The organism is Bacillus sp. FSL K6-0073, assembly GCF_038006085.1.
GTDB lineage: Bacteria > Bacillota > Bacilli > Bacillales > Bacillaceae_G > Bacillus_A > Bacillus_A cereus.
This window is the reverse complement of record NZ_JBBOUN010000001.1, coordinates 4040396-4059691: the sequence shown is the minus strand read 5'-3', so window position 1 is coordinate 4059691 and position 19296 is coordinate 4040396. Positions and strand designations below refer to the sequence as shown.

Below are 19296 nucleotides of genomic sequence, written 5' to 3'. Positions count from 1 at the left end.
GGGGGATTTTTATGACAGTTACAATTAAAGATGTGGCGAAGCAAGCGAATGTTGCACCATCAACAGTTTCTCGTGTAATTGCTGATAATCCAAGTATAAGTGAAAAGACAAAGCGCCGTGTTAGGAAAGTGATGAGTGAATTAGGGTATCATCCTAATTTAAATGCGAGAAATCTTGCGAACCAAACGACGAAAACACTTGGTCTTGTTATGCCAAGTTCTGCAAGTAAAGCTTTTCAAAATCCATTTTTCCCAGAAGTTATAAGAGGGATTAGTTCATTTGCACACGTAGAAGGTTATGCGCTTTACATGTCGACAGGTGAAACGGAAGAAGAAATTTTTAATGGTGTCGTAAAGATGGTACAGGGACGCCAAATTGGTGGCATTATTCTTTTATATTCAAGGGAGAATGATCGGATTATTCAATATTTACATGAACAAAATTTCCCGTTTGTTTTAATAGGAAAACCATATGATCGAAAAGATGAAATTACATATGTAGATAATGACAATTATACAGCTGCAAGAGAAGTGGCAGAATATTTAATTTCATTAGGGCATAAGCAAATCGCGTTCATTGGTGGTGGATCAGATTTACTTGTAACGAGAGATCGTTTAGCTGGTATGAGTGATGCCTTGAAATTAGCAGACATTGTATTACCAAAAGAATATATTTTACATTTTGATTTTTCGAGGGAAAGTGGTCAACAAGCTGTTGAGGAATTAATGGGACTGCAGCAACCGCCGACGGCAATTATGGCAACGGATGACTTAATTGGACTTGGTGTGTTAAGTGCTCTTTCTAAAAAAGGATTCATTGTACCGAAAGATGTTTCTATTGTAAGCTTTAATAATGCTTTATTATCAGAAATTGCGAGCCCGCCACTTTCGACAGTTGATGTGAATATTTATCAGCTAGGATATGAGGCAGCAAAAGCTTTAGTTGATAAAGTAGAGAATGCAGAATCCACTGCAAAGTGTATCATTATTCCTCATAAATTACTAAAACGTCAAACTTGTGATCATTATGCATAAAAAAAGCTAAGAGTTTAACTCTTAGCTTTTTTTATTAGAAAGGCTTCTAATCGGTCGCAGCCTTCTTTTAAAGTTTCAATACTATATGCATAGGACAAGCGGAGGTAGCCTTCACCGTATTCAGAGAATGCTGTTCCAGGAACTACAGCTAGTCCAGCTTCTTTGACAAGATCAAGTGCAAAATCAAATGATGAAGATGTCAAATGACCAACATATGGGAATAAGTAAAATGCACCTGTTGGCTTTTCAACTGTTAATCCCATTTGAGTGAGTCTATTATATACGTAATCACGGCGTTTTTTATATTGGTGGCGCATCATTTTGGGTGCGTCTTTAGCCGCTGTTAATGCTTCAATTGCAGCGTATTGAGCGATTGAAGTAGCACACGTTACATTGTATTGATGAACTTTTAATATGTGTCCTGCTAAATAGCTTGGTGCAAATAAAAGTCCAACACGCCAGCCAGTCATAGAATGTGATTTAGATAAACCGTTAATGACAATTGTCTTTTCACGCATTTCTGGGAAATGAGCGATAGATGTATGCTTTTGTTCATACACAAGCTCGCTATAAATTTCATCTGAAAGGACGAAAATATTTTTATCTTTTAAAACATCTACAATATCTTTTAATTCTTCTGTGGATAAAGTTACACCAGTTGGGTTAGAAGGATATGGTAGTACGATACATCTTGTTTTTTCTGTAATAGCATTTTTTAGCGCGTCAGCTGTTAAACGGAATCCAGTTTCACGAACATCTACAAAAATGGGCGTTGCACCGCATAATCGAATAATAGGTTCGTAACCTGGATAAATAGGAGCAGGTAAAATTACTTCTGTTCCTGGCTCTAAAATCGTTCGGAATGCAACATCAATTGCTTCGCTAGCACCAATTGTAACGATGGTTTCGTTTTCAGGTGAGTAATGTAAATCGTAGTTATCTTTTACGAAGTTACAAGCTGCCTTACGTAATTCTAGTAAACCAGCGTTATGTGTATAGCTTGTATAGTTTTCTGTAATAGCCCGTTTTGCCGCTTCTTTTACGAGAGAAGGTGTAGGGAAATCGGGTTGTCCGATTGTTAAAGAAATCAAATTATCATAGTTTTGAATCATGTTAGAGAATTGACGGATTCCAGAAATTTGGATATCCTTCACTCTAGGGTTAATGAATTGTTCCATTGTATCTCCCTTTCTTCCGTTTGAAAATTAAGTTCATTTTATCATATTTTCTATGATTGCGCTTTGTATATGTAATTTAGAAAGAGAGAGAAAAGAGAAAAAAAGTCGCTATAAGCGACTTTTTAATATCCGTATTCCCAATCTATTTCATCTTCATTCCAGAGTACAGAGGATACCTTGCCAAGGTGAACAACTGATTCGTTCACAGCACATGTACAATCTTCATCTCCTGCTTTATGCTGTAACTCTTCATATACTGATTTTTCAACATTTTCTAGAACAACCAAATTTTCTTCTTTTAAAACAAGCGTAGTACCCGCCATATTTATCTTCCTCCTACTAAAGTAATGATCACTTATTTGTAAACATAGATAGTATGGATTATATGCTGTATTTTGCTATAGTTGTCCGTCTAAAAAAGTATTTTTATATTTTCTTTGTAATCCGTATTCATTGTATACTGCACGAGGGAAATTTGGTACAGGGTTTACAATCATTTCGAAAATCTGTAACAATTATTATGAGTTGTTAACAAAGAATTAACAAATATGTTAAGAAAAATCAAAATTTTAAAACAAATACACCTATAAAATGATATAATCATATCAAAATACATATAGGGGATGAGAGGTTATGGAGCTTATCCGTGATTTGTTGATTCAAATTGCCATCATAATTTTGCCACTATTTTTATATGAAGCGATTCGTTTAAATCGCTATCAAGAAATGCCTCCGAAGCCAAATCGTTACTTTATTATGTTTTTATCTAGCGTTACGCTCGTTCTCTCCATGACATATTCTATTTGTTTTGGCAATGTGTGCGGGTATAACTTTCACCCAATTCCAATAGTCAGTGGGTTTTTATATGGTGGGATTGTTGGTTTAATCCCAGCGGTTATTTTTGTTGCATATGAATGGTTACTAAAGGGAATGAGCTTTCTTCCGGTTGTAGAAGTAATATTTCTATTAATAGTTCCGCTATTTTTATCAAAGAAATGGTCTCTTTTTTCAAGGGATAAGAAATTAATTTTAGCATTTATGATTTCATCATTTTATGTGCTTGTTTCTTTAGTATTAGGCATGATTAATGTTCTTTTGGAAACAGGATTTACACCGTATATTTCGCAAATATATAGCGGATTTATATTTGCCTCGCTTATCATGGTCATGACAATGGTATTTCAGGTGTATTTAACTGAATATTTAAATGAAAATGCATTGCTACGTACAGAGATGCAAAAATCAGAAAAGCTTAATATTGTAAGTGAGTTAGCAGCAAGTGTGGCACATGAAGTTCGAAATCCACTAACTGTTGTTCGTGGGTTTATCCAATTACTAGAAAGTACGGAAGATGTGAAGAATAAGGATTATATGAGTCTCGTATTAGCTGAATTGGATCGGGCGGAACAAATTATTTCAGATTACTTAAATTTAGCAAGGCCGCAAATTGAGAAAAAAGAACACATTTGTTTATCAGCCCAATTAATAGAAATGACCACTCTCATGTCGTCATTTGCAGCGATGCAAGGTGTGTATTTACAAGTTGAAATTTCAGAAAGTCTTTATACGATTGGTGATAAGACAAAATTGAAGCAAGCTATTATGAATGTTGTTAAAAATGGTATTGAAGCAATTCAAGGAAATAAAGGATATTTAAAAGTAACAGCTATTCAAAAAGACGAAACAATCATAATAAGAGTTAAAGATAGTGGTGTTGGTATGACGAAAGAACAGTTAGCAAGGCTTGGGCAACCATATTATTCTTTAAAAGAAAAAGGGACAGGATTAGGGCTTATGGTAACATTTAGTATTTTACAAGCGCATAATGGTACATTGGAATATAAGAGTGAAAGTGGAAAAGGCACTGAAGCAATTATTATATTACCAGCTGTACAAAATAAGGAATAAAAGTTACCGATGGAAGGTAACTTTTTATTTTATATTGTTTATTCATTTGTTTTTTCTTGTTTTGCTCGGCTAAATAAACTTTTAAATGATTGAAAGAAGCTTTGCTCTTTTGAGGCAGCAACCATTCTTTTTGTTTCTTGAATTTCTCGAATAACTTGCATAAGCTGTGCATCACGGTTACTGTCCTTGTTATAAATTTGACTAACAAGTTTATTCATTTTTTCTTCCTGTTTGGATTCTCGTTTATACATATGATTCATTAATAAGTCCATCTTTTCTTTTTGCAGTGCATCTGTTTGAGCGGCGTGATCGACTAACTCTTGAAGCATTTTTTCTTGAGAGCCTTCTTTTACATAAACTTGTTGCATCAATTCGTCTAGTTTCTCATCCTTTAAACGATTTTGTGTAATTAGAGTAGAATTTTGATGAATAATTGCTTCATTTAATTGAGCTAGCATTTCAAGTTTTAACATGAACTCCTCAAAGTTACGCCCATCTTCTTTTTCTTTCGTTTGTATCTCTTGCTTATCTTGTATAACTGGTACAGGCGGGGCCTCTTTTTCTTTTAAAATAATCGGTATCGTTTCTGAAATATCTTCTTGTAATGTAGCAGCTCTTTCGTGTATAGATTTCAATAGTTTTAAATCATCAAGTTTATAAATACGAGCATCAGCTGTTTTGGAAATCATATAACCATGTTCCTCTAACAGCTGACTATATTTGCGAACTATATGTTTTGGGATGCCTGTTTTATTCGTGACATCTTTCGTTTTATAGGTAGCTTCCATCATATTTCCTCCCCAAAAAGTATCGTATATATCATTTCAATCTTTTATGAGGACTTCCTTTGAAAAAGAATGTCGGAAGGCTATTAGTTTTCTACAGCATTAGTGAAAAAATGAAAATTTTTGGCGGAATGGCAAGGAATAACTAAAATAATGTCTGAAAACATATACAGGAGAAGTTTGTTATAATAACGGAGGAAAAGAAACTGGTAGAAACATGGAGGTATACATGAAGCAATTAAAAGGTATTATCATTTCAATTATCGCAATTCTGTCTATTTTAGTGGCAGTTTATGAAGTACTTGTGCCAGAGGAAACAAGTGTAAAGAAAACAAATACGTATGATCAAGTGTTAGAATTTCCGAAAGAACGTTATCCAGAGACCGGAAAACATATTACGGATGCTATAAAAGAAGGGCATTCAGAAGTTTGTACAATCGATCGTGGTGGTGCTGCAGATAGAAGGAAATTGTCGTTAGCACCATATCCATCAAAAAAAGGGTATGATCGTGATGAATGGCCAATGGCGATGTGCAAGGAAGGCGGAAAAGGAGCACATATTGAATATATAAGTCCGGCGGATAACCGCGGAGCAGGCTCTTGGGTAGGGAATAAGTTAGATAAATATCCAGATGGTACGCGAGTAAAATTTGAAGTGAAGTAGTAGTTGTACATTTCATAATGAAGGAGAAGGGGAACTATGGAGTTAACGATTTCTTATTCGCAATTAATGTTGATGAACTATGACGGTGAGCAGCCTTATGTAGACTGGACTGATGAAGATTTTGAAAGAGGTTATGCTAAGGCAGATGGAACTGTTATTTTTGAAGCACTTTCAGATTATACTTGTGAAGTGAAAGTGACCCCAGGGAAACATATTGAAAAAGAAGAAGTAGTTAGAACGATTACGGTTCCTTTTACAGTTGAAAATGAAAGTATCGTTATAACGAGTATTCTTTCTAATAAATTTCAAATACCTATTCCAAATGGTGAGTATACAGTTGTCTTACAAGCAATTCCTCTTGAAGAGCCAACGGATGATGAATTATATAAAATACAATACGAATTCTTTTTTGAAAGTAAAGAATAAAAAATGGGTTATCCTGAGAAAAGGATAACCCATTTTTGTTATGCGTTTGTTTTTAAAAGGGAACGAGCATCTTTCGCTGCTTGCACCATATGTTCTAAAGCTGGAATAACTTCTTCTGTTCTTCTCGTTTTTAAACCACAATCAGGATTAATCCAGAAATATTTAGGATCACATACTTCTAAAGATTGTTCTACGATTTTATACATTTCATCTTTACTCGGTACACGTGGGCTATGAATATCATATACACCTAGGCCGATGCCTTTTTCATATGTTGTATGTTTTAAAGTATCAATAAATTCTCCGTGACTTCTTGATGTTTCGATAGAAATTACATCTGCATCTAATGCGCGAATCGCGTCAACAATATCTTCGAAGTTACTGTAACACATATGAGTATGAATTTGTGTTTCATTTGCTACAGAAGAAGTTGCTAAAAGGAAGGATTGTACTGCCCATGTAATATAAGCATCCCAATCTTTTTCTTTTAGTGGCATTCCTTCACGAAGTGCGGGCTCATCGACTTGGATTACTCTAATTCCGGAAGATTCAAGTAGTTCAATTTCGTGACGAAGAGCTAGTGCAATTTGATACGAAACTTCTTTTCTTGGAATATCATTTCGAACGAAGGACCAATTTAAAATTGTAACAGGTCCGGTTAACATTCCTTTTACAACTTTCTCTGTTAAGCTTTGTGCATAAACTGTTTCCTTAATAGTCATGCCGTTAATAAAGGCTACATCACCATAAATAACAGGTGGTTTTACGCAGCGGGAACCGTAAGATTGTACCCAACCGTTTTTAGTGAATGAGAAACCAGCAAGGCGCTCACCAAAATATTCGACCATGTCAGTTCTTTCAAATTCACCATGTACAAGTACATCAAGCCCAATTTCTTCTTGGTAACGAATCCACTTTTCTGTCTCTTTTTCAATAAATTGTTCGTATTGTTCATTTGAAATAACACCGTTACGCCATTCTTTTCGCGTTTGACGAACTTCAGTTGTTTGCGGGAAGCTACCAATGGTCGTTGTTGGTAATAGCGGTAACTCCAGGGCAACTTGTTGTAATTCGTATCGTTTTTCAAATGGAAGAGGGCGTGAAAAATCTTCTTCTTTTAGTGCTGTTCGTGCTGCTTTGACATCTTCTCGGTTACGAGCAGCAGATGACCGAATTGTATGATGTACGTTTCGATATGTTTCCAGCTCATTATTAATGCTTTCTGTACCTTGAGTGAGAGCGGAATGAATAAGAACTAGCTCTTCTAATTTTTGATTTGCAAATGCTAACGCATCAAACAGCTCAGTCGATAAGTGAGTTTCTTCTGTTTTATCGATTGGTGTATGCAATAAGCTACAAGAAGGTTGAACGATGATATCTTTCGTTTGGACTTGTTTTTGTAACGTTGTAAATAACGCAAGTACTTCATCAAGGTCAGCTCTCCAAATGTTACGGCCGTCTATACAACCGACAGCTAAAGTTTTATCAGCTGGGAATCCATATTTTGAAATAGCATTTAAATTACCTTCTTTACCATGAATGAAATCTAATCCAATACCGGATACCGGGAATGTAATAATTTCTTCATAGTTTTCTTCTACGCTATCAAAATATGTTTGTAAAAGAAGAGTCGCATTTGGAACTTCTTTACGAATAGCTTCATAAATTTCTTTTGCTTGTTGAACTTCTTCTTTCGTTAAAGAAGCGAAAATCGGTTCATCAACTTGAATGGCTTGTGCCCCAGCTGCATGTAGTTCTGAAAGCAGTTGTACGTAAGGTGCAACTAACTGTTTTAAAATGGTGGGAAATTGTTGTTGTGTATAGCCTTTAGCTAATTTTAAGAAAGTATATGGTCCTAAAATAACAGGCTTTCCATCTACTCCTAATTCTTGTTTTGCCTCTTCGTATAAGCGAAGTGGACGATTATCTTTTAAAGAGATTTGTAATCCCTCTTCATATTCAGGAACGATATAGTGATAGTTTGTGTTAAACCATTTTGTCATTTCGGAAGCTACGTGATCTTTAGAGCCACGCGCCATTGCGAAATATACATCAAGGTAAGATGTAAACTCAGAAAAGCGTGATGGAATAAATCCTAGCATATAGGCAGTATCCAAAACGTGATCATAATATGTAAAGTCGCCAATTGGAATGAGTTCAATCCCTTTTTCTTGCTGTACTTTTACGTGTTGAAGGCGAATTTCTTTCATTGTTGTTAAAAATTGTTCTTCATCGATTTTATTGGACCAAAATGCTTCCAATGTTTTTTTCCACTCTCGTTGTAGTCCGATACGTGGATAACCTAAGTTACTTGTTTGAATTGCCATTTTAAATTCCTCCCTAATTGAAAGTAAGCATTTCCGTTTACTAGGAAATACCTATAACAAAAAGTACAAAGACATAGAAAATAAGCCTTCCTTTTTGTTTTAACACCTCATCATCATCCGTGAATCTATCAGTGTTGTTAAAACAGGCAGGTCTCCTGACTTATGCTTCATATAATTTCTTTCACCTTCCCGTTTTCACAGTGGTACTAAAAAGAAATCTCAGCATTTACAGTGGCGGGACCGTGTTGGAGTTTCACCAAGCTTCCCTTTTAAACACGAAACGAAACTTTCGTGTACCTATTTTCCTTTTGAAAGGAATTTAACAAGCGATATGATATTGAAACAAATTCTAACACAATTTTTGGAATTTTGTCTACTGTTTTGAAATAAGAAAATTCTAAAGTTTTTTATTTCTTATTATTCTGAATTTTTATTCTGAAGTAATTAATAATAGTACAGTATAAAAAGAGAAATTGAGCTATGAAAGAAGTAGGGATGTCTTCTTTCATAGCTCAATTTTCATCTATAGCAACTTCTGAAAGTCGGCCTGCTATAGCATCTTTAAGGAGAGTGTTTAGCCATTGTAATTCAACTGTAATATGCTCAATTACACTTTGCAAAATATATAGTTGTGCACGTGGAACCTTTCCTTTATTACAATCATATATCGTTTGCATAGTATGTAAATATTGAAGAGTATCGTTTTTCTTTTTTTCTAAAATAGGAACTAATTCGTGATCATTGCTAAAGTGAGCGAAAGATAAGGCTGAATAAATAGGTTTATATATTTGGTTTTTGGCTTCGAATTGTTTTAATAGTAAAGTGTGGAATAGTTTTTTGCCTTCTTCTGTTATATGAAAAATCGTTTTGTCAGGTCGATTTGTGTCTCTAATTACATTTGTAATATGAATTGCGCCTTGCTTTTCTAATTGCTCGAAGGCGTAATAAAGTGATCCTTTAGCATATTTAATGTAACAATCCATTTGTCGTTCTTTCATAATATGCTGCACTTCATATGGATGTTTATCTCCTTCGAGTAGCAAGCCGAGAATGACTAATTTCATGCTCATGCTGTCTCAACTCCTGTATATAAAAACTTTATCCAGTAAGATCCCCACCCAAAAATTCAGCGGAAGCAAAGAAGTTAGGTGGGGATTAACTGCCCGTAAAAGCCCGATTGGTGAGGGCTAATAATCAGTGGGGGATGAACACCCCTCACTGATTAAAGTTTCACTTTATACATATTATAAACGGCATATCCTTTTTCATAAAGGAATATGCCGCTTCTTTTTTATATTAACTAACTTGCTTTTGTTTTTCTTTCTTTTTAGGGCCTGTAAAGAGGCGTTCATTTCCCATAAGTAAAATACAAATAATACTTAGTACAGCCGGGATGAGTGCCCAGAAGAATGTATTCGCAATAGATGTAGCGAGAGCTTCTTTAATACCCGCTAATACTTCAGCAGGAATTTTTGCGGTAGCGCCTGGTGATAATAAGAAACTTGTGTCTCCGCCTTTTGGAGCTAACTTTGCTAGTTCAGGTGGGAATACAGAGTTTAGTTTATCTGTAAAAATATGATTTTGAATTGTACCGAAAATCGTTACACCAAGAGTCATACCGAGTGATCGGAAGAATGAGTTTGTTGATGTCGCCGAACCACGGTCCCGCATTTCCAACTTGTGAATAGAGGACATACTTAATACTGAGAATGAGAAGCCAACACCAAGCCCAGCGAGAATCATAAATAGTGTTACGAGTAAACGAGGTGTGTCCATTGTTAAAGTACTTAATAAATAAATACCAAGAACGAAGAAGACACCAGATACCATCATAATGTTACGATAGCTTGTTCGAGAAGCTAATTGTCCTCCTGTTTGACTTCCAATTACAGAACCAACCATCATTGGTGTTAAAATTAATCCAGCATTAGAGGCGGAACCTCCAAGAACGCCTTGAATGAAGATTGGAATATAAACTGTACAGATAATAAAAGCGGCACCATAGAAAAAGGCAACTCCTTGGCTAGCTGCGAATAAAGGTTTTTTAAATAGATGGAACGAAATAATAGGCTCGGTTGCTTTTCGTTCTACAAAGAAGAAAATAATAAGTGTAATAAATACTGTTGTAAATAAGCCAATAATTACAGTGGAATTCCAGGCATATTCTTTACCACCAAGTTCTAATGCGAACATTAAGCAAACGATACTTATGACAAGTGTAATAGCACCAGCCCAATCAATTTTTTGTTTTCTAAATTCTAGAGACTCACTGTAGTATTTAGTAATGAAGAAAAAGGAGATAAGTCCTAATGGAATATTAATATAGAAGACCCAATGCCAACTTATGTAGTCAGTAATATAAGCACCTAATAAAGGACCGAATACACTAGATGTCCCGAAAACAGCACCAAATAGCCCTGTCATCTTCCCGCGTTTTTCTGGTGGGAAGATATCATACATAATTGTGAAGGCGATAGGCATAAGGGCACCACCACCGATACCTTGAATAGCTCTATAAATACTTAATTGCTCAATACTTGAAGCTGTTCCGCAAAGAGCAGAACCGAATAAGAAAAGAATGAGGCCCCCAATATAAAAACGTTTCCGCCCGTACATATCAGAAAGTTTCCCGAAGATAGGCATCCCTGCCATTGTTGCTACCATATAAGCTGATGTGACCCAAACAAACTTATCAAATCCTCCTAGGTCTCCAACGATTGTTGCCATTGCGGTTGCAACGATTGTATTATCCATTGCGGCCATTAATATACCAAGCAGTAAACCAGCAACAACAAATTTTGTCTTGTTGGCGTCTTTTTTTAATGGTTGAGTTTCCAAATATAACCCTCCTTTAGAAATAAGTAAACTATATTAAGTTTTGAGTGCAGTGGATAAAAAATTTTAATGTATAGTTGATTTTAATTTCTTTTCCATAAGTGCACTGATATGCCATAAAGAATATTATAGTCAAATTTGACTATAAGGCAAACTTTTTCTTCCGTCAAAATATTCTTTCGTATGAGTAGAGAACGAGTGAGCCATACTGAATATTGCTATAAAGGAAATGAAGTAAATTGTAAAAAAATTTCATAAAGAACACCTTCTGTTAATAGATGAAAAATGGTTTTTTCTTCATATTGTCGAATAGGATAAAAGGAAGAGAAATATTAAAGGTTGCTTGTAGCAAGCTTTAGTAATTTGGGGAATTCATTGTGTGTATGTTACATCTGAAATGAGGTGAATATATATTATGAAAATATGGGGACGAATTTCGGATACAGGAAAGTATTCAATACCGCTACAACCAGTATTGTGGATTGACGGATCTAAAAAGGAAAACGAATTTCCTCAAGTAGCCGTTACATTACAAATTGGTAGTATGTATACAGAACAATTTTCGTATGAATTGACCTACGATGTAAACGACATACTTATTATGCGAATTGAAGTGGAAAATAAAGGGGTAGAAATGATTTCGAGAGTCGTTGTAAGTCATATGATTCGAGATTACTTTGCTTATATTCCTAATTCTTTAAAAGTTGATAGGGGGATAAGTGAGTTTTTATTCCAGCTTGTTAGATGGCGAATTGATGAATTGTTACCGAATGAGAAGGTGGAACTACGTTGTAAAATAAAGGCTAATAAAGATAAAGCTCTTAAACAAACATTCTTTCAGGCTACATATACATTTCAAGATAAAGAGATATCATATGGCCCACTGCAAACAAATGAAGTTGTTGTGCGTCAATGATAAAAAGGAACCTGTACAAAAGGTTCCTTTTTTAGTGAAGGTTGTGTTTTTTGAGTATTTTTTTTTGCTCCATTCCTTTTTTTCCTACATAGTTATTTTTGTAGCCAAAGTATAGAATAAATAAAAATGAAACAACATTAACAATAGCGTCGATTTGATCGTTTGTAATAAAGTGTATGCCGAAAGAGGTAAATAATAATTTTAATGATAATAGAAAACCAGCTAGTAAACGCATAGCATCTGATAGATTCTCTTTTTGTAGCATATAGATTACTCCTTTCTATAAAAGTTATATATTATATATATGAAATAGAGTAGAAAAGGTATACAAGCTTAAGCAGAAATGTACATTGCATATGTACATTTTTTATTTTGTAGAAAAACATTATTGATATAGAAACATATATTGGTATAAAAGGGGGAAAAGTATGAAACATAAAGGGAAAATTAGTGGATTATTGCTTGGCAATACTGTGGCAGTTACAGAATGGATTGCACTTCAGGATGTAATTGCAAAACTGGATTCACGATCATTTTATACCGTCTTTATTATTTATATATTGCAAATGATACTAAGTTATTATTTTGGACATTGGTACGATAAAAGAGCGAATGAGCGTATGGGTATGGAAGTAGGAGGAATGGCAAGCAATGATTTTGTTGTTGATTTTTTTGGGAAAGTAGCTGCTTTATCTGAAAGAGATTCTCGTAATATTACAGTGTACATTCTTTCTGTAAAAGAATGGGAAGGATTAAAAGACACGTTGCAAGAAAAAAAGTTGGGAGTGTTAGTACAAAAATTAGAGAGTACAATTGTAAAGACAATTCGGAAGGGCGATGTTGTTACAAAGTGGGATGAAAATAAGTACGTTATTGTAGCAATTGATAATGGTCATGAAACATCAACAATAACAAAACGATTAATGAAAAATATTGAAAGTGAAATAGAAGGTGATTTACTCAGTGTCACTCTTTTATTTGGAGCAGCTAGCTATCCAGTAGAAGGAAAAACGTTTGAAGAACTGTTGAGAAAGTCGCAAAATCAATTGTACCAGTATAGAAATTTGCAAGAAAATGAGTGAAGCTTTGATTTGAAGATATATGATAGGAAGATGTTTTATTTGTAACATTTTTTTGACTTTTATTACAAAAAAACGCCACGTTTGTAATAAAAGTCTTTAAAAATATATGAAATAAGCATATAATTATGATGGTAGTGTCAATGCAATTTGCACAGTGTGTTTTATTTTAAAAGTGTAGAGGAAAGCAAGCTCTACACTTTTCCTTTTTAGGAAATGAAAAGAATATTTGTAAGTTGTTGCGAGATATCGATTGTACTGTGTAAAATGAACAAAGAGATTAATTGATAGAAAGCTGGAAAGGGAATGATAGACGTGAGAGCGGAGCGATCACCTTTTATCAGGTGAACTATTATAGTCTTATTAAGACTGAGGTGAAATTCCGTGGACATTAAAGTAATACATAGTGTGAACAGGCCTTAAAAAACACGAAGTAGTATACTTAAAGATGGATATGGAATTGCTAAATAATTCAAAAAGAATAATGTAATATCAAGTAATAATTTGTACAAACAATATTAATGATCTTCGTAAAAAAGATGCGAGTGTATAGAACAATTACATATTTTATAACTTTTTTATATTACACGATGGTCGTTTATAAGTAGGAGGAAGAGATGTTGAAATATAGTAAATTAGCAATTGTAACTGCATTATCAATGATTTTATTAGCCGGTTGTTTCGGTCCGAAACCAGAAGAAGAATTATATGTAGCGTTTGAAAACGCTGCTAAACAAGAAAAAACAATGTTTGAAGATGCAAAAAAACTTGAGACTTTAGAGAAAGAAGGACAAGAATTATATAACCAGATTGTTCAAGAAGGAAAAGATAATAATCAAACTGTTAAAGAAAAACTGAATCAAGCAGTGAAAAATACAACTGAACGAGAAAAAGTGCTTGCAAAAGAAAAAGAAGTTTTAAATAAAGCGCAAGAAGAAGTGAAGTCAGCTGATAAGTATGTGAAGAAAATTGAAGATAAGAAATTGAAAGATCAAGCTGATAAAGTGAAAAGCACGTATGAGAAACGACACGATTCATTTAATAAAATGTATGACAGCTATGACAAATCTTTAAAACAAGAAAAAGAGTTATATACAATGTTACAAGATAAAGGTACTAAATTAAAAGATATTAGTGAAAAAGTAAAAGTAGTAAATCAATCTTATAAGGATATTGAGTCAGAAAAAGATAAATTTAATGAATTCACAAAGTCTTATAATACAGAAAAAGTAGCTTTTTATAAACAAGCAAATATTAAAATTAAAGAAGAGAAAAAATAAAACAGTTTGGCCTACACTTGGCCAAACTGTTTTATTTTTTTGTATAAGTACGACTATACCATGGAACAGGTTCACTTAATTTTTTTTCTTGTTTTAATGCTTCAGGACCAATATAATCTTGAATTGTTTTTTTTGCCACTGTTAAAGATAAGGTTGTTTTCGGATTTCGATAGGAGGATTCAAGATGACCAAGATGCGGTAGAATTCGAAAATCTTCTTTCGTAGGAGGGATGTGGAAAAAATAATCGCCTAAACGTATAAGGACATCAGATTGTTGTTGGCTAAAACGTGGGTTTCTAGAAAAATGTAATCCTTCTTTAATTGCTTTTTTTTCAGCAATCAAACGTTCTAAAGCTGTCTTTTTTAACCAGTATAAATATTTAGGATTAGTAGCTGCTTTAGCATGACGATTCACAACGAAAATAGATTGAGCTAGTCGATTAATAGAATGTTGGTTTTGTAATTGAGATTGTGGTTGTGAAGGTTTCATATTGAATCTCCTTTCAATTTTTCATTATTATACCATAAATAAAATAGGTATTTATTATACGCAAAAAGTGATTGTATATATTTTCAATATTAAAGCAATATTGTTACAAAAAACAACTATTTTGTATAATAGTAATAGAATATGTTTTTGAAATTTGATAATGAAAGAGTGAGAAGTTTGAAAGAAATATTAAAACAACAGTATGCCATTATAGATATTGGATCTAATACAATGCGTTTAGTTATTTATGAAAAGCAAAATGGAGGTTTTTATAAAGAGATTGAAAATACGAAAGTTGTTGCTAGGTTAAGGAATTACTTAATTGATGGTGTGTTGAATGAAGAGGGAATAGAAGTATTATTACAGACATTATTTCAATTTCAAGAAAGTACAAGATTCCATCAGTTGCATCATGTACTTTGTGTTGCAACAGCAACAATTAGACAGTCGGAGAATCAAGAGGAAATTAAAAAGCTTGTTGAAGGACAAACGGACTTTACGCTTAGAGTATTATCAGAGTATGAGGAAGCGCGTTACGGATACTTGGCGGTTATGAATTCTACATCGTTTTCAGAAGGAATAACGGTAGATATTGGTGGGGGAAGTACGGAAGTTACATACTTTAGAAATAGAGAGATTTTAGAGTACCATAGTTTTCCTTTTGGGGCACTTTCTTTAAAGCAACAATTTATTAAAGGTGATATTCCTACTAAAGATGAGTTAGAGGGAATGCAACAGTATTTAGAGTTTCAACTTCGAACGTTACCATGGTTAATCAATAAGAAATTGCCTCTTATTGCAATTGGTGGTAGTGCTAGGAACTTAGTAAAAATCCATCAAAATTTAATATGTTATCCTATAGCAGGATTACATTTATACAAGATGAAAGAAGAAGATATTGAAAGTGTAAAAGATGAATTGGAAAGATTGTCGTTCATAGAACTTCAGAAATTGGAAGGATTGGCAAAAGATCGAGCAGATACGATTATTCCAGCGGTTGAAGTATTTCATACACTTGTTAATGTTATAGAGGCACCGGCATTTGTATTAAGTAGAAAAGGGTTAAGAGAAGGTGTTTTCTATGAAGAGTTGACAAAAGATTTGGGGATTTCATATTATCCGAACGTAGTTGAAGAAAGTCTGCATTTACTATCACATGAATACGAAATGGACATGGAATTTGTTATTCAACTTATTAAACATGGAAGACTAATTTGCAAACAACTTGAGGAAATAGGGCTTATTTCTATGTCAGTAAAAGACTGGGAAGTGTTCCATCAAGCAGCGAAAGTGTTTAATATAGGCAAATATATAGACGAAGAAGCGAGCCGTTTACATACGTTTTATTTATTAGCGAATAAGACAATTGATGGCATGATGCATAAAGATCGAGTAAGGCTAGCGCTTATTGCATCGTATAAATCAAAAATGTTATTTAAACAACATTTATCTCCATTTGAAGGTTGGTTTGATAAAAGCGAACAAAAAAAAATCCGCCTGTTAGGAGCTGTTTTACAATTTTCAGCTACTTTAAATGCAAGGCAACGATCGCTTATTGATACCATATCTATAACAGAAAGCGAAGAAGGATTAACGTTTAAAGCTTTATGTGAACAATCGGCATTAGCGGAAAAAGTGCAAGCTGAAAAACAAAAAAAACAGTTAGAAAGAGTATTAAAAACGAATATTAACTTGTCATTTGAACTAAAATATTAGGTTGTACGGATGTCTTTACAAAAAAATTACACTTTATAATATTGTAATTTGCTAAAATAAAAGTAAGTAAATTATAGTAAAAAAGTTTCAAGGGGAAGTGTGAAGAGAATGGAATTATTGAAGGGGAATGCAGTAAATTTAAATGATACAGCTTATTACAATAATCGAGAGTTAAGTTGGTTAGCATTTAATGAACGTGTCTTACAAGAAGCGCAAGATGCAAATAATCCACTTTTGGAAAGATTGAAATTTATTAGTATTTTTAGTTCGAATTTAGATGAATTTTTTATGGTACGTGTAGCGGGATTAAAGGATCAAGTGAGTGCTGGATTTAATCAGCCAGAAAATAAAGCTGGCTTAACACCAAAAAAGCAATTAAATAAAATTGCGATAAAAGCCCATGCACTAATGACAGTACAATATGATACATTTAAAAATTATGTATTACCAGCACTTGAGTTAGAGGGAATTGAACGTTTAACATTCAATGATTTGACGAAAGAGCAGCGAGAATTTATAGAAGAGTATTTTGATGAGCAAATTTTTCCGGTGTTAACTCCTGTAGCTATTGATGCATATCGCCCATTTCCAATGTTATTAAACAAAAGTTTGAATTTGGCTACTCTTTTATATGATGAGAAGCAAGCGGAAGAAGAAAACAGGACGAAGTTAGGAATTGTGCAAGTTCCTTCATTACTTGAGCGCTTCATAATTTTACCGAGCGAAGGGCAAAAGCATAAATTTATTTTATTAGAAGACGTAATTAGTAGCTTTACTCATAAATTATTTACGGGATATACAGTATCATCTGTTACTCGTTTCCGTATTACACGCAATGCAGATTTAACGATTCATGAAGAAGGTGCGAGAGATTTATTAAAGGTAATTGAAAAAGAATTAAAAAAGCGTAAGTGGGGGGCTGCTGTTCGTTTAGAAGTTGGGAAAGAACACATTGATGAAAGAGTATTAGCGTTATTATATGAGGTTCTGGAAGTAAAAGATGAAGATGTATATATAATGGATGGTCCATTAGATTTAACATGTTTGTTTTCTTTATATAAAAAACTAGCTCCTTTATATGAACATCTTGTATATCCGGCTCTTATTCCGCAACCACCTCAAGATTTAGGTGATGAAGAAGATGTATTTGAAAAAGCAATTGAGCATGATATTTTATTACATCATCCTTTTGAATCATTTCAGCCGGTAGTTGATTTTGTCCGTGATGCGGCGGACGATCCGAATGTACTTGCGATTAAACAAACGTTATATCGTGTAAGTGGTGATTCACCGATTATTCAGGCGTTAAAGATAGCGGCTGAAAAGGGAAAACAAGTGACAGTATTAGTTGAATTAAAGGCAAGATTTGATGAAGAAAACAATGTTCATTGGGCTAAAGAATTGGAACAGGCAGGCTGTCATGTTATTTACGGTGTAAGTCACTTGAAAACACATAGTAAAATTACGTTAGTTGTAAGAAGAAAAAACGGAAAAATCGAAAGGTTCGTACATCTCGGAACTGGAAACTATAATGATGCAACAGCGAAGTTATATACTGATTTTGGATATATTACATCAAGAAAAGACTTTGGGGTTGATGCAACCAATTTCTTTAATTATTTAAGTGGTTATACAACAAAGCCACATTTTCATCATTTATCGGTTGCTCCATTTGATATAAGAGAGCAATTTATAGATTTAATAGATGAAGAAATCCGTTATCATAGGCAATATGGAAATGGATATATTATCGCTAAGATGAATTCATTAACAGATAAACCATTAATTAAAAAAATGTACGAAGCATCACAAGCTGGAGTAAAGGTAGAGCTCATTGTTCGAGGGACATGTTGCCTACGACCTGGCATTCCAAATGTAAGTGAAAATATTCGTGTAGTTAGTGTTGTTGGAAGATATTTAGAACATAGCCGTATTTATTATTTCCATCATAATGGGGAGGAGAAAATATATTTATCTTCAGCTGATTTGATGACGCGAAATATGGAGAAGCGAGTGGAAATATCTTTCCCAATATTAGATATTGAAATGAAGGCACGAATTAAGGCGATTTTACAGCTTACATTAGCTGATAATGTGAAAACACGTGAACAAAATAAAGATGGTGATTACTATTATGTTATTAATAGTAGTACAGAAGAAATTGATAGCCAAGTGAAGTTGTTTAAGATGGCATATCAAAATACAGACGCTGAATAATGAAAAAAGTAAAAACCTCTTATGTCAATAAGAGGTTTTTACTTTTTTCTACTCATATGCTCCAAAAATGGAAGGATGAGTAGAAACAATAGTTTTATTATAAGCGTGTAATGAGATGGCTCGTTGAGAGAATAATATTTGAAAGAATCGTTATTTTAACTTAGTAATAGTATGGTTGCTGACATGGTCCACCGTAACAAGGATAAGGTGCTGGCGGCGGGAAAGGTGTTGGATAAGGTGGATAAAATGGTCGAGGGCCGAAAGCTAATGCTCCGCCGAGCAATCCACCAGCAATTCCAGCTAGAAAGGGAACGCCAAAAAACGGGAAGAAGCGTGAGTCGCCTACTGGACCAATAGGTGCTGAACGGACTGGAATTGGTTGATAATATGGATACATGAACATACCTCCTTTATTGGACTCACTTTTATCATATGGTAAAC

General features: G+C 33.9%; 18 protein-coding genes and 1 riboswitch. Of the genes, 9 read left to right on the top strand and 9 right to left on the bottom strand.

All coding sequences use genetic code 11. From position 1 onward, the window contains the following. Positions 1-11: 11 nt before the first annotated feature. Complete coding sequence (gene malR, locus MHB52_RS20830) at positions 12-1034, top strand: maltose operon transcriptional repressor MalR (protein ID WP_000219051.1); 1023 nt, start codon at positions 12-14, stop codon at positions 1032-1034. A 14-nt stretch (positions 1035-1048) separates the two neighbouring features. On the opposite strand, the gene MHB52_RS20825 is transcribed toward malR, so the two are convergent. Further along, the gene (locus MHB52_RS20825; protein WP_000434574.1) at positions 1049-2212 is read right to left on the bottom strand and encodes an aminotransferase A; all 1164 of its coding nucleotides are present in this window, start codon (positions 2210-2212) and stop codon (positions 1049-1051) included. Between the two features lie 122 nt (positions 2213-2334). After that, positions 2335-2535 (bottom strand): hypothetical protein, encoded by a 201-nt coding sequence (locus MHB52_RS20820; protein WP_000929276.1) that lies wholly within the window; start codon positions 2533-2535, stop codon positions 2335-2337. A gap of 310 nt (positions 2536-2845) precedes the next feature. Here MHB52_RS20820 and kinB point away from each other — a divergent pair, with 310 nt between their 5' ends. Beyond that, positions 2846-4120 (top strand): sporulation sensor histidine kinase KinB, encoded by a 1275-nt coding sequence (kinB, locus tag MHB52_RS20815; RefSeq protein WP_016118571.1) that lies wholly within the window; start codon positions 2846-2848, stop codon positions 4118-4120. Between the two features lie 38 nt (positions 4121-4158). Here the strand turns inward: kinB and MHB52_RS20810 are convergent, their stop codons facing one another. Beyond that, positions 4159-4908 carry a DUF3967 domain-containing protein gene (locus tag MHB52_RS20810; protein ID WP_000388471.1) on the bottom strand — a complete coding sequence of 250 codons (750 nt, stop codon included), beginning with the start codon at positions 4906-4908 and terminating at the stop codon, positions 4159-4161. Positions 4909-5134: 226 nt separating this feature from the next. Between MHB52_RS20810 and nucA the strand changes: the two genes are divergently transcribed. Together nucA and comJ are read left to right on the top strand one after the other, a co-directional pair. Then, a complete protein-coding gene (nucA, locus tag MHB52_RS20805) occupies positions 5135-5569 on the top strand; it encodes a DNA-entry nuclease (RefSeq protein ID WP_000811494.1) in 435 nt (144 codons plus the stop codon). Positions 5570-5605: 36 nt separating this feature from the next. Beyond that, positions 5606-5995, top strand: coding sequence for a competence protein ComJ (gene comJ, locus MHB52_RS20800; RefSeq protein ID WP_000424030.1), 390 nt, complete (start codon positions 5606-5608; stop codon positions 5993-5995). A gap of 38 nt (positions 5996-6033) precedes the next feature. Here comJ and metE read toward each other — a convergent pair whose 3' ends face one another. The 3 genes from metE to MHB52_RS20785 all read right to left on the bottom strand — a co-directional run bounded on the left by metE (position 6034) and on the right by MHB52_RS20785 (position 11160). Further along, entirely contained in the window at positions 6034-8322 is a 2289-nt protein-coding gene (gene metE, locus MHB52_RS20795; protein WP_001007614.1) for a 5-methyltetrahydropteroyltriglutamate--homocysteine S-methyltransferase, read from the bottom strand. A gap of 128 nt (positions 8323-8450) precedes the next feature. Beyond that, positions 8451-8638: riboswitch (cobalamin riboswitch) on the bottom strand. Between the two features lie 196 nt (positions 8639-8834). After that, a complete protein-coding gene (locus MHB52_RS20790; RefSeq protein ID WP_000062063.1) occupies positions 8835-9392 on the bottom strand; it encodes a PadR family transcriptional regulator in 558 nt (185 codons plus the stop codon). A gap of 226 nt (positions 9393-9618) precedes the next feature. Continuing rightward, positions 9619-11160, bottom strand: a complete 1542-nt coding sequence (locus tag MHB52_RS20785) for an MDR family MFS transporter (protein ID WP_000449899.1) — start codon at positions 11158-11160, stop codon at positions 9619-9621. Positions 11161-11572: 412 nt separating this feature from the next. On the opposite strand from MHB52_RS20785, the gene MHB52_RS20780 reads away from it, so the two are divergent. Continuing rightward, a complete protein-coding gene (locus tag MHB52_RS20780; RefSeq protein WP_000708122.1) occupies positions 11573-12073 on the top strand; it encodes a hypothetical protein in 501 nt (166 codons plus the stop codon). 31 nt (positions 12074-12104) lie between these two features. On the opposite strand, the gene MHB52_RS20775 is transcribed toward MHB52_RS20780, so the two are convergent. Then, entirely contained in the window at positions 12105-12338 is a 234-nt protein-coding gene (locus MHB52_RS20775; protein ID WP_000939448.1) for an SPP1 phage holin family protein, read from the bottom strand. A gap of 163 nt (positions 12339-12501) precedes the next feature. Between MHB52_RS20775 and MHB52_RS20770 the strand changes: the two genes are divergently transcribed. After that, positions 12502-13155 carry a diguanylate cyclase domain-containing protein gene (locus tag MHB52_RS20770; RefSeq protein WP_000680811.1) on the top strand — a complete coding sequence of 218 codons (654 nt, stop codon included), beginning with the start codon at positions 12502-12504 and terminating at the stop codon, positions 13153-13155. Between the two features lie 614 nt (positions 13156-13769). After that, complete coding sequence (locus MHB52_RS20765; protein ID WP_000922482.1) at positions 13770-14432, top strand: YkyA family protein; 663 nt, start codon at positions 13770-13772, stop codon at positions 14430-14432. A gap of 31 nt (positions 14433-14463) precedes the next feature. Here MHB52_RS20765 and MHB52_RS20760 read toward each other — a convergent pair whose 3' ends face one another. Beyond that, complete coding sequence (locus MHB52_RS20760) at positions 14464-14922, bottom strand: YkyB family protein (RefSeq protein ID WP_000804862.1); 459 nt, start codon at positions 14920-14922, stop codon at positions 14464-14466. Between the two features lie 141 nt (positions 14923-15063). Here MHB52_RS20760 and MHB52_RS20755 point away from each other — a divergent pair, with 141 nt between their 5' ends. Together MHB52_RS20755 and MHB52_RS20750 are read left to right on the top strand one after the other, a co-directional pair. Then, on the top strand, positions 15064-16638 hold the full coding sequence (locus MHB52_RS20755; RefSeq protein ID WP_002000750.1) for a Ppx/GppA family phosphatase: 1575 nt from the start codon (positions 15064-15066) through the stop codon (positions 16636-16638). A gap of 108 nt (positions 16639-16746) precedes the next feature. Continuing rightward, complete coding sequence (locus tag MHB52_RS20750) at positions 16747-18855, top strand: polyphosphate kinase (RefSeq protein ID WP_000421677.1); 2109 nt, start codon at positions 16747-16749, stop codon at positions 18853-18855. Between the two features lie 160 nt (positions 18856-19015). Here the strand turns inward: MHB52_RS20750 and MHB52_RS20745 are convergent, their stop codons facing one another. Further along, entirely contained in the window at positions 19016-19252 is a 237-nt protein-coding gene (locus MHB52_RS20745) for a hypothetical protein (RefSeq protein WP_000283741.1), read from the bottom strand. Positions 19253-19296: the final 44 nt, after the last annotated feature.